This is a genomic window from Coraliomargarita parva (assembly GCF_027257905.1).
GTDB lineage: Bacteria > Verrucomicrobiota > Verrucomicrobiia > Opitutales > Coraliomargaritaceae > Coraliomargarita_A > Coraliomargarita_A parva.
This window is the reverse complement of the sequence record NZ_JAPZEI010000001.1, coordinates 134,012-145,469: the sequence shown is the minus strand read 5'-3', so window position 1 is coordinate 145,469 and position 11,458 is coordinate 134,012. Positions and strand designations below refer to the sequence as shown.

Here is an 11,458-nt window from a genome sequence, read left to right as displayed (position 1 = left end):
AGGGAGAATGTGACTTATGTCAGTGGTTGTGATCCGTTAAGCCATTCATGATCTGAAAGATGCAGCATGAAAATTCATGTAAATTGACGTAAATTCACGGTTCAACTCATCCATTTAGGCTAATTGATGGTAAAGCGTGCGAAGACGTAGCCGAGACGCTCCGGGATCTGAACCCGGAGGCGGTCATTGTTTGATTTCACCTCCCCATTGGAGCTCAGCAGCTCCCAGTTCGCTTGGCCGAGGTCCAGCCCTTCCGGAATCTCAATGCTTGCTTGGTCTTCGGGGTTCAGCTCGCGGAAGACCAGGATGTATCCCCGGTTCCCTTCGGGGGCGATTGACATGAATCCCGTGTAGGCGATGCCGTCGGGTTCCTTGCCGATCGGTAGGATCGTGCCATCGAATAGTTCCTCACGATGGCGTTTCCATGTCCGGATCAGAGGGGCCGCTTCCGCTACATATTGGTCTGACAAGTTCGAGCATTCAAACCATCCCAGCGGGTTGGCGAACATGACAGTCGCGAAGAGAGTATCCGCTTTGTACTGTGCCGGTGCCAGTGGGTCCTTTTTATATTTCCAGGTGTTACGCTCGTTATTCAGGAATTCCATGCGCAAACGCGTCGGGTCGACCCACCGCGAAAGCTGCCAAAGGTTTCGGAGCGTTTGATGAGGCCAGTAGCTGCCCCAGTCCGTGTAGCGGTTTTCGACAAACAGGGGCCCGACGGTCATTTCGCCGAAATAGCCCGGGCGCTTGCCTGCGGTGATATCCAGATCGAAGACGACTTCGCCCCCGCTTTCTGTGAGTACCCGGTCAAAGAATGCATGTAGGTTCTGCCGCGCCAAATCCGTCGTCGCATTGATGCTGTCTACCTTGAAATGTGTGATTCCGTAGGTCCGGTAGAGCTCCAGAATCTGATCGGCGTCTTTGCGCCAGTTGGCCAAATCGTTCCATGAATCCGGGGCATACCAGAGGCCCAGCTGGATGCCCTTTTCACGGGCGTGTTCGACAACGTTTTCCAGTCCGTTCGGGAAACGTTCGCGGTTGACCTCCCAGAAATCCGGATCCGTATGCCAGAAGCCCTCCCAGACGCCTCCATTCTGATGTGCAAGCTTCGAGTTGGCACTGGTGCCTTGTTGCCAGCCGTCATCCAGTTGAAGCACGTCGACGCCCAACTGGTCGGCGGCATCGATTTCGGCGAGGATGAAGTCCTCGCGCATGCGACCGTCGCGTGAACGATCACCCCATGTGTTACTGAGGAAACGGGGGAGTCGATGTCCTTCTGTGGCCGGACGCTGCGACGCTTGCCAGTCCTGCAGTGCTTTGGCCCTGCCCAGAACACCGCCCTTGTATTTTAAAACAGTCCACGTGTCCTCGGATCCGTTTTCATACATCAATACGGTCGTTTCGCCGCCGCGTTGTGGCGTCACTTTAAAGTCGCAGCCCGAGGGGATTGTTCTGGATCCAGGGAGCGGGGCACGCTTGATGAAAATGTGCCCGGTCTGGTTCAGGGAGTCCTCGATCAGAAACAGATTACCGGTCAGGGCGATTTTGCCTTCGTTCGGGTGGAGCAACCACTCATTTTCCTGCACCAGTTCGTTATTGTGGTCGGTCGCGTCGTTGAGGACAACTTGTATCAGCTTTAGATGTGGCGACGTGAGTTCCAGCTTCTTTACGGATTGTTCGGACTTGCCGGAAAGATCGGGATGGTTGATGGCCGACTCTCCCTCAATTCCGGGTAGACTTCGGTCATCTGCCAACAAGATCCGACCCCCAAAGCCGTGAGAGGATATACCGATCGTGAGAATCATGAGACTGTGGCTGAATTGTAAAAAAGTAAGTTTGGAAGGCATTGCTGGGAATCAGGGAATGGCGGCCTTTGCCGCATGCGCGATTGTGCCGGGGATCGTGATTATTCTGGAAAGTTGAGTTGAACCGTGAATGGATGTGAATGAACGTTAATTTTATCGTGGACTGTCCTTCAGTTCGGAGGGATGCAAAGAAATGTTGACAAGGAAAGCGTATGAAGAAGCTCCGCCGAAGGGCGGTCCTTTCGATTCACGTTAATTGACGTTCATTAACGGTTTCCAAAATTCGCTTCTCCTTCACTGACGAATATAAGATTATAAGCGGTTCAACGCTCTGAAACAATAGTGATAAGAATCCTAAATGTGTCGATTTCGCTCAAATATGGTTTGATGCCGCTGTCATCGTGCTAGACAGTTCGGTATGGTCGCTTCAGTGCTGCATGTCGGGATAACCATTGACACTTCGAGTGGTGAGGGGCGTGAGATGCTCCGGGGAGCCTCGGATTATGCGCGTCAGCGTGCGAATTGGGAAATCGTGCTGCCTTGTTTCGAGTCCGCTGCCGGGTCGGTCAATGTCCCGCATTGGTGCGACGGACTTTTAGTCCGGCCCCTGAAGCCGACGGATCTGGAAGCATGCTTGAAATTCAAAGGGCCCATGTTCGGGCTGGTCGCGGCCGGCTTGGTCGATCAGGGAATCCCGTGCCTGACCAGCAACGGCTCGGAAATGACACTTCAGGCATTTGACCACTTACGAGGATTGGGGCTGAAACGTATGGGCTATATCGGGTTCGAGGGTTTCCGTTATTCCGAAATTCGAGAGCGAATCTTTTTGAAAGCGGCCGGAGAAGCCAATCTGGAGGCGGATGTGTTTAATGTCTCCGCGCCGCTCGACCGCAAGGAATTGATGGCGTGGTTGAAGAGCCGGAAGCCGCCTTTCGGTATCTTTGCGACGAATGATTTGCTCGCCAGGGAAGTCATCAACTGTGCCCATGAATCGGGTATCCGTATTCCTGGTGAAATGTGCGTAGTGGGTGCAGGAAACGATGAAGCCATTTGCAGCTTGTCGAGCCCGACGCTGAGCTCGGTCGATCCGGGAGCCTATCAAATCGGATTTGAGGGGGCTCGACGACTCGATCTTTTGATGCGGGGTAAGGACACGAAACAATTTGAACTGATTTCACCGCTGGGCGTGGTTGAGCGTGAATCCAGTGACATCCGCCTGCAGGATCCATTGATTGCTCAAGTCCTTGGCGTGATCCGCAGTGATGCTCAACGCGGACTCAGTGTGACGGATCTTCTGGAGCAATTTCCGATTTCCCAGAGTTCGCTGAATCGTCGTTTCCGCGAGGCCACCGGACGCAGTCCCTATGAGGAGATTCAGCGCGTCCGGGTGGAACGAGCCAAGTATCTGCTTCGGCATTCGGATCTGAGTAATGAGTCGATCGGCGAGGAATGCGGCTTTCCCACGACCAAGGCATTCTATTTGGCCTTTCGCGCCGCGACGAAACTCACGCCAAGAGCCTATCGATTCCAGACTGGGTAGGCGACCTCAAGCATCGCGTCGTAGTGGCGTGCTTTAGCCGCCATTTCGTATGTAAAGCCGCATGGGTTACTTGCACGACGTAAACGGTGGCTGAAGCCACCGCTACTTTTTCTCCTCCAACGCCAGCAGCTCGGAGACGGTGACGAAGCGCAGGCCTTTGGCACGCAGTCTCCGGATGATTTCGGGGAGCGCTTCCAGGGTTTGGGGCGACCAGCAGTGCATCAGCACGATATCACCGGCCTGCGTTTTCAAAGTGGCTTTGTCGGTGATGCTTTCCACCGTGCTTGCATGGTCCCAGTCGGAGGTTCCGATACTGGCACCGATGGAGGGCAGGCCGAGCTCATCCAGCACTTCCCACATCCGCTTGTCATGCATGACATAGGGAGCGCGAAAGACTTTCGGTTCCGTGCCGATTGCCTCTTTGATGATGGCCTGGTTGTCGACGATTTGAGCCCGGACCTCTTCCATGCTGTCCAGCAGCGGAATCTTGGGGTGGCTGACCGAGTGACTGCCGATCTCGTGGCCCTCCGCGATCGTCCGTCGTGCAATCTCCGGGTATTTGCGGACCATGCGCCCGACATCAAAGAAGGTGACATGGATGCCTTCCTGTTTGAACAGGTCCAGCATCTTCAAATTGATCCCGTCTTTCGGCCCGTCGTCAAAGGTCAATGCCACCACCGGTTCGGAGGTCTCCACACGCTTGATGGGCTGGCGCCCACTCCAGGCGCTTGCCTTCGGTTTGGGCGCTGCGTCACCTTTCTCCTCCGCTTCTACGTCGTCCATCCAGACTTTGCCGGGACCTTTGACCCTCAGCTGCAGGTTGATCCGCGCCGTGCCCGCCGGCAGGGAGATCGTGCGGGAAAACGACTGCCAGTCGCCGGGCGTCTCGATCACGGTCAGGTTCTTCCAGGCCAGTTGTTTCCAGTTGGCATCGAAGATCTGGGCCGCGACGATCACCGAGGTGAATGCACCTTCGGTCCGCAGGCTGCCGCGGATCTCCAGCTGATTTGTGCTTGGTTGGAGAAGCTGATAAACTGAAACATCTTTATCACCACTCTTCGCCTCAAAGTAGAGTGAGGCGGGGGCCGATTGGAAGACCGCGGTGTCACGCCGGAATTCGACGGTGTTGGCATCGACCCCCTTGGCCAGGGCCCAGGCATCCGGGGTGCTGCTGCCCGCGGTCATGTTGCCGTTTTTAGTCAGCGGATTGGCGATTGCGCCGGCGGCGAGTGTGAGGCCGCACAAGAGCGTACAAAGTGATTTCAATGGTGTCTGCATGGTTTGAAATTTGAATGAAGCAAGGGTGGGTGAGCCTGGGTGTCAGTGGCACTAGGATTGATGGACTTCGCGGCTATCTAAAGGGTTTTGAACGTGTTACAGTCACAGCTTATCGATGGGGCTTGTTCCGTGCAAGCCGTAGTGGCCGGCTTCAGCCGCCATTCGACGCGGGGCAATCGCGACCAGTGATGCTGTGCTTGGTGCAATCAGCGGGGAGACGTAAAAAGGCCTGCCGCAAGAAAGCGACAGGCCTTTAGAATAAAGCAGGGGCAATGGCTTTTAAATCTGACTACTTACGCCGGCGGACTGCCATTGCGGTCAGCGCGGTCAAGCCAGCCAACAGAGCAAAGGTGGAGGGTTCCGGGATGACCGTCGTGCCGGTGAAGAGGAAATTGTCGAAGCTTACGCCGGGGCTACTGGCTGTGTAGGCCAGAAACCCGACGCTCGTCACGTCCGTGAGCAGGGTGGCGGAATCTACGGCTGAGTAGGTAATGGTCGATCCGTACTGAATGTCGTCGACGTACAGGGCCAGAGTGAAGGCGTTGCTATCGCTAGTGTTCAGCACCATCTTGAAGTTCTGCCAATTCGTGATTGTGAGGTTGGAATCGATGACCTGCTCCGCGACGCTGTTCTGGCCTCGGAACGATAAGTCGCCCACATTGGAAGCGGTGCTGTTCTGAGTTCGCATGAACGCCCAAGGTCCTGTCGGGGTGGGGCTGGTGTAGGAGGTGTAATTATTATCAAGTGCGCTGAAAAAGCCAAGCCCGGCGTATGAGGAGGTCGTGCCGGTGGGCGTGTAGCCTTTTATGTCGATTGATAGTTCGTAGACATAGCCGGTTTCCAGTGTGAAGGCGAGGCTGTTGACCGAGGAGCCGACGGTCGCGTTCGTGGTGCCGCTACCGTTCTTCTGGACATAGCTTGCCGCATCCCAAACGCCGGTGCCTTCGGTCGGGGATTGTCCATCCAGAATTCCGGCTGTTCCGGAGAAGTCTTCCGAAAAGATCGTCGTGGTCTGGGCGGAAGCGGACAGCGCAGTGAGGATGCCCGCAGCGAGCACGAGTGTGCGCGTTTTGGAGTATTTCTTCATATGATTTGTTTCAGGGGGGATCGAATTTAGGTTAAAGCGGCACGATGGTTGATGAATTTCGTGGAGGTCTGAAGGGTTTTGGGCTTGTTACAGTCACAAATTGATGCGTTGAGGATCTATTTCGTGCCGGTGGTCGTGGCGGCTTGAGCCGCCATTGCACGGGTGTAAAGCTTGCGGTATTGCGGCACGGCGTGAACGGTGGCTGAAGCCACCGCTACGGACCAAATGTGCTGGCGGTAGTGGCGGCTTGAGCCGCCATTGCACGTGTGTAAAGTTTGCGGTATTGCGGCACGGCGTGAACGGTGGCTGAAGCCACCGCTACGGACCAAATGTGCCGGTCGTAGTGGCGGCTTGAGCCGCCATTGAACGGGTGTAAAGTTTGCGGTATTGCGGCACGGCGTGAACGGTGGCTGAAGCCACCGCTACGGACCAAATGTGCTGGTCGTAGTGGCGGCTTGAGCCGCCATTGCACGGGTGTAAAGCTTGCGGTATTGCGGTACGGCGTGAACGGTGGCTTCAGCCACCGCTACGGTCCAATCATCCTACTTGCGCCGTCGCATCGCGATGGCAGCGAATGCGGTCAAGCCGGCCAGCAGAGCAAAGGTTCCGGGTTCCGGAACGACCGCCGTGCTGGTTAAGAGGAAATTATCGAAGGTTATATCGGGGCCGCCACTGGCGATTAAAGCGGTTAGCCCTACGCCGACCACGTTCGCGAGTAGGGCTGAAGATTCTGCATCGGTGTAAGTGTAGCTCGTCCCGTATTGGACGTTATCGACGAACAGGGCCAGGGAGAACTGCGTTCCGGCGGCGGCGTCGGTGTCGCTGGTGTTCAGCACCAGCTTGTAGTTCCGCGAGACGGTGACATCGAAAGTGGAGTCGATGGCCGACCCGCCCGTGCCTAGCGGGCGAAATGACAGGTCGCCCTCATTGGCGTCAGTATTCTGGGTCCGCAGGAACATCCAAGCGCCGGTCGGGTTACCACTATCTTGCTGGTGGTAGGGTACGGTTGTGGAAGTTACGGTGCTGAAAAAGCCAATTCCGGCATACTGCGAGGTATCTGAAGTCGGGGGGGCTCCGGCGATGTCAACCGACAGTTCGTAGATATTCCCAGCGCTCAATGTGTAGGCGAGGTATCCGGTCGATGCGGCCGCACCGGTCCCAGCCAACCTGCCATATAATAGGCCGCCGTTCTGCCCTACGTAGCTTGGCGTTGTCCAGGTGGCTGTTCCAGTTAGATCAGTTGTCGGGGTGGTTCCATTAATGCTTCCGTAGCCATCGGAGAAGTTGTCTTCGAAAATAGTGGTCTGGGCGGACGCGGAATACGCGGTGAGCATCCCCGCTGCGATCAGGAGTGCGCGCGATAGAGTGCAGGTCTTTATGGTCATGATTTTTAGGGTGGGGGTAAGACCGGTTGAGCCGTCACTTGGACGACTCCATTCGATGAAGTCAAGAATGACACATCGTGCGTGGCGCTTCAATACTTCTTTTGGGTTGCTGTGACCTGGCGTCAGGCGCTGAAAGAAAGTGATCTCCGTTGCAAATGAAGCCCCTTTTGCTGACTGGGGCGTCTCTTGCGCTTCATTCAGTGACTGTAACATACATGCCGATCTTTCGGCAGGGCGTGAGGGGGGCTACTGTTTGTCGAGAACTTATTCTGCGCTGCCTTGTTATGAAAATTCGTTATGTAACTGCTTGGGCAGAATGTTCGAGAAATGCTCATTCTTTCTAAACGACATGAATCCAATATCCCATCGCTTACATTCATTCGTAGCTGCATGCAGTTTCATTGCAGCTGCCGCCTCGCCCTCAGTTTCTCACGCCGGGAACGTGGTTCTCTTTATCGGCAATAGTTTTACGATTGGTCCGGGAGGTGACATTACGATACCAGCCATTTTTGATGCCTTGGCCAATGCCGGAGGGCATGAGGACCCGACCACGGTGATGTGTGCTGAGGGCGGCAAGGACTTTCAATATCATTACGAGTCCAACCAGTCCTATATTTCCCAAGAGCCGTGGACGCATGTTATTCTGCAGAATTTCTCAACCCAGCCGACGCACATCGGAAATGTGACCGAACATATGACCTACGGGTCATTGCTCTACGATTCGATCATGGCCAACCACGGCGACACGCAAGTGATGCTCTACATGACTTGGGCCGAAGCCGAAGCCAATTCGATCATTACCGGAACCTCGACTTCGACGACTTTCGAGTCAACCGACGAAATGCTGACCGAATTGAGGACGAACTATCATGCTTTAGCAGACGAGTTGACCGAGGCCAACCCGGGGAAGCTTCCGGTTCGGGTCAATCCGGTGGGTGATGCCTGGAACAATGCCGGCGGCAATTTGCCAACCACCGATCCGGACTTCTTCGATCTCTTCGGCAGTGATAACCATCACGGCAATTGGTATGGATATTATCTGTCAGCCTGTGTGCATTACAGTAGTATTTACGGAGAGAGTCCGGAAGGATTGTATCCGATCTCAGGTCTCAAATCGATGGGCTTAAATATCTATTCAGACCGGGCGGCTTTCCTGGAGGAAGTTGCCTGGAGAACCGTTGTCGAGAGCGGTCTCCTCAGTCAGAACATACAGATCGATTTTGGTGCCGAGGCGAACACGACAACGAGCACTTTGGGGGATTCCTGGAATAATATTACTTCAACCGAGGGCTCCGTTGACGGAACAGTTCTTTCGGGTTTGTCGACCTCGACCGGGATCGCTACGGAGATCGATCTCACCATCGTATCGCGTTTTAACAGCAGTGATTCCAGTGGCACGGGGGTGTCCGCGTTATACCCGGATACGGTCAGTGCCGATTCGCTCTATGGCAATGCGGCCACATACAACGGGGAAAGCAATCTCACCCCGACGATCAAGCTTTCCGGCTTGGAGGCCGATTCAGCTTACAGCTTTACTTTTTATGCCTCCAGGGCGGCCTTGGGCGAGAATCTGCAAACCCGATACACCGTTACGGGAGACCGTGTTTATACGGTCGATCTGGATGTTCACGACAATGAGGATACGACTACCCGGACAGGTATTCTCTTTCCTGACGCCTCCGGGGAAATTTCGATTGAGCTCGCCCCGGGGCCCGACAATGACAGTGCTTACGATTTCACCAGTCTCGGAGCGCTCGAAGTCGATGTGCAGCCTCACAGCGAGTTGTTGTTCACGGGGCAGCCTTCCTCCCTGAGTGTGGAGGCAAACGATACTGCGGTTTTTACATCATCCGTGCAAAGCACTCGCAGCACACAAGTTCAATGGTATCAGGACGGAGTCGCAATTCCAGGTGCCACTGAGCAGAGCTACACCATCGCCGCGGCAACTACGGATTTGAATGGTTCTGAATATACGGTGACCGTTACCAACGGAGTCGATTCAATCTCCAGCACTGCGGCCATCCTCTCGGTCTTGGATGACCTGACCGCGCCAACATTGCTCTCCTTGGGGATTGCCGGTGAGTTCGCGGTAGAACTTACCTTTAGTGAAACCATGGATGCTGCCACGGTCACGGATGTATCGAATTTTCAGATTGCCAACCGAGGTTCCCTGATTCCAGTCACAGCTGTTAGCCTCTCGGTCGACGGACTGACGGCTACCCTGACTTTGGCATCGAGTGTCGAAGGCCATGTTGTGCTCAGTGCATCCTCCAACCTTCTTGATGCGAATGGAAACGCACTGGCTGACGGCACAGTGATCACAAATGCCGGCAGCATTGGGGATTCGACGATCTACATCGATTTTTCAGGATCGTATTTCGTATCCGGTGTATCCGAAACTTGGAATACAATTTCCCCGAGCGCATCCATTCGGGCGGCAGTCGGCAACGGGACGGGTACACCGTACGAGTTCACTGATGACTTGTTGGCCTCGACTGGTATCTCGACGCATATTGGACTCGTCATGGTTGACGCCATGACAAATACGAACAGCTCCGGCACGAGTGACAGCAGCGCTCCTTATCCTGAAGCTGCTGTAGTGGATGCTTACTATGGGCATGGCGATGGCCTGTCTTTTGATAACTTCGTCGACAACGGTCAAGCTGTGTTCGTATTCACTGGCTTGGATGCCGGCAAGCTCTACGACTTTACCTTTTTTGCCTCCCGGGCGGACGTTAGCGACAACCGGGAAACAAATTATGCGCTCAGTGGTGCGAACTCGGCTTCAGGCGACTTGGACGCAGCCAACAATATCACAGAGACACTCACTCTTTCCGGAATCGTTCCGGATGTTTCAGGCGAAATCACGCTGACGGTCAGTGTCGGGGCCAGTAATAATTCATCGTACTATTTTTACTACCTCAATGCTTTGGAAATCGAGGTGCGTGATCGTGACACTCCGATTCTTTTCCCTCCGGTTTCCTTCAACAACGGTGACTGGGTGGTCGACTGGCTCGGAGACGGGGCCTTATGGATGAGCACCGATCTGGCTGGTAGCTGGACAGAGGTCACACCGACACCAAACCCTCCCTATGTCGACGATGGTGATCCGAGTGGAACATGTTTCTACCGGCTTGAATACTAGGAGTCGAACTTCGTCATGATGGCGAATCCCAATCTGAGCCAATCGTGGTGCATGCGAGGTTTTCAGAAGCGCCCTTATATCAAAGGATTCTTGTGACAGTAACTTATTGATAGGCCTTCTTTATGAACGATGAAGCTGTATTTTGTATCTCAGTTTAACTTCATAAACTAACACACCACTCATAATTTTCCTCACGCATATGCATTTTGCGTCTGTGAAGAATATGAAAAATTAAGAAATCCCCACGTTCATATCTATGAAAATTAAAACTGTTCATTACCTCGCGGGACTCCTTCTGGTCAGTGCCGCCAGCCTTTCCGCTGAGACCGTCTTTCTCGATTTTGGAGGCTCTGCGGGCACTTTCCAAGAGACAGATACTGGAAACGGTAACTACTGGAATACGGTTGGAACAAGTGCCAGTTCCAGCAGTGCTTTGGTTACGTCGAGTAATGGTGCCAGTGGCATCACTTACACGCTCACAGCCGGATTTAATGGTGCAAACTCTGGCGGTGCGTCGTCACCATCGACCGCTTTGCTCGGTGATTTTGCTGTTGCCGAAGCCACTTCTGACTATGGGTATGTGCAAGGATTTGTCGGCTTTTCGAGTTCAGCTAGCATTACACTGTCGGGCTTGGATCCAAATGCGACTTATGTCTTCACCTTTTTTGGTTCACGTTCCACTACTCAGACGCGCGAGACTCAATACCAAGTGATCGGAGACAGCACGGAATCTGTTTATCTGATTACTTCGGGCACTGATATCGCCAGCGATGGAGTCGGGGATTACAATGACCAAACGGTTGTTTCAACTGCCGAGATTGCAGCAGATGGTAGCAACCAAATCGTTATCAACGTTGGTCGGGGTTCTACTGGAGACTATGGTTACTTAAACGCCATTCAGATTGCAATTATCCCGGAGCCGGGCACCTATGCCTTGCTTGCGGGGCTCTCGGGCTTGGTTTTCATGGCATTCCGCCGTCGCCGCTAGTCGGGGTTTGCATTCAATTTCTTCGGCCCGGTTCCGCGTGGAGCCGGGCTTTTTCGTGAACCGTTCATTTACGGTCATGAACATTCATTTTGTTTTGTCTCCTACCGAACCTACCGGAGGGGAATGGTCATCGTTCCTCGACGTACGAATTCTTGACGCCCGGTCCTTGTTTTGGCTGTGACTGTAACATTCAAGCTTGGCTTGAGTTTGGGGGCGAGGCGATACATGTT

Annotated in this window: 7 protein-coding genes; 3 read left to right on the top strand and 4 right to left on the bottom strand. The window is 54.2% G+C overall.

Annotation, left to right across the window (positions count from 1 at the left end):
- Window positions 1-119 precede the first annotated feature (119 nt).
- Window positions 120-1,805, bottom strand: a complete 1,686-nt coding sequence (locus O2597_RS00545) for an alpha-galactosidase (protein WP_269522201.1) — start codon at window positions 1,803-1,805, stop codon at window positions 120-122.
- Between the two features lie 418 nt (window positions 1,806-2,223).
- Here O2597_RS00545 and O2597_RS00540 point away from each other — a divergent pair, with 418 nt between their 5' ends.
- A complete protein-coding gene (locus O2597_RS00540; RefSeq protein ID WP_269522200.1) occupies window positions 2,224-3,345 on the top strand; it encodes a substrate-binding domain-containing protein in 1,122 nt (373 codons plus the stop codon).
- 102 nt (window positions 3,346-3,447) lie between these two features.
- Here the strand turns inward: O2597_RS00540 and O2597_RS00535 are convergent, their stop codons facing one another.
- From O2597_RS00535 to O2597_RS00525, 3 genes are all read right to left on the bottom strand, one after another.
- Window positions 3,448-4,623 (bottom strand): polysaccharide deacetylase family protein, encoded by a 1,176-nt coding sequence (locus O2597_RS00535; RefSeq protein WP_269522199.1) that lies wholly within the window; start codon window positions 4,621-4,623, stop codon window positions 3,448-3,450.
- A gap of 289 nt (window positions 4,624-4,912) precedes the next feature.
- Window positions 4,913-5,710 carry a PEP-CTERM sorting domain-containing protein gene (locus tag O2597_RS00530; RefSeq protein WP_269522198.1) on the bottom strand — a complete coding sequence of 266 codons (798 nt, stop codon included), beginning with the start codon at window positions 5,708-5,710 and terminating at the stop codon, window positions 4,913-4,915.
- 542 nt (window positions 5,711-6,252) lie between these two features.
- The gene (locus O2597_RS00525; RefSeq protein ID WP_269522196.1) at window positions 6,253-7,095 is read right to left on the bottom strand and encodes a PEP-CTERM sorting domain-containing protein; all 843 of its coding nucleotides are present in this window, start codon (window positions 7,093-7,095) and stop codon (window positions 6,253-6,255) included.
- Window positions 7,096-7,444: 349 nt separating this feature from the next.
- Between O2597_RS00525 and O2597_RS00520 the strand changes: the two genes are divergently transcribed.
- Window positions 7,445-10,240: an Ig-like domain-containing protein gene (locus O2597_RS00520; protein WP_269522195.1), complete on the top strand. Its 2,796-nt coding sequence runs from the start codon at window positions 7,445-7,447 to the stop codon at window positions 10,238-10,240.
- A gap of 256 nt (window positions 10,241-10,496) precedes the next feature.
- Window positions 10,497-11,228 carry a PEP-CTERM sorting domain-containing protein gene (locus tag O2597_RS00515; RefSeq protein ID WP_269522194.1) on the top strand — a complete coding sequence of 244 codons (732 nt, stop codon included), beginning with the start codon at window positions 10,497-10,499 and terminating at the stop codon, window positions 11,226-11,228.
- Window positions 11,229-11,458: the final 230 nt, after the last annotated feature.

Coding starts and splice junctions, on each gene's coding strand:
- O2597_RS00515 (WP_269522194.1), top strand. CDS start 10,497: ATGAAAATTAAAACTGTTCATTACCTCGCGGGACTCCTTCTGGTCAGT.
- O2597_RS00545 (WP_269522201.1), bottom strand. CDS start 1,805: ATGATTCTCACGATCGGTATATCCTCTCACGGCTTTGGGGGTCGGATC.
- O2597_RS00525 (WP_269522196.1), bottom strand. CDS start 7,095: ATGACCATAAAGACCTGCACTCTATCGCGCGCACTCCTGATCGCAGCG.
- O2597_RS00535 (WP_269522199.1), bottom strand. CDS start 4,623: ATGCAGACACCATTGAAATCACTTTGTACGCTCTTGTGCGGCCTCACA.
- O2597_RS00520 (WP_269522195.1), top strand. CDS start 7,445: ATGAATCCAATATCCCATCGCTTACATTCATTCGTAGCTGCATGCAGT.
- O2597_RS00530 (WP_269522198.1), bottom strand. CDS start 5,710: ATGAAGAAATACTCCAAAACGCGCACACTCGTGCTCGCTGCGGGCATC.
- O2597_RS00540 (WP_269522200.1), top strand. CDS start 2,224: ATGGTCGCTTCAGTGCTGCATGTCGGGATAACCATTGACACTTCGAGT.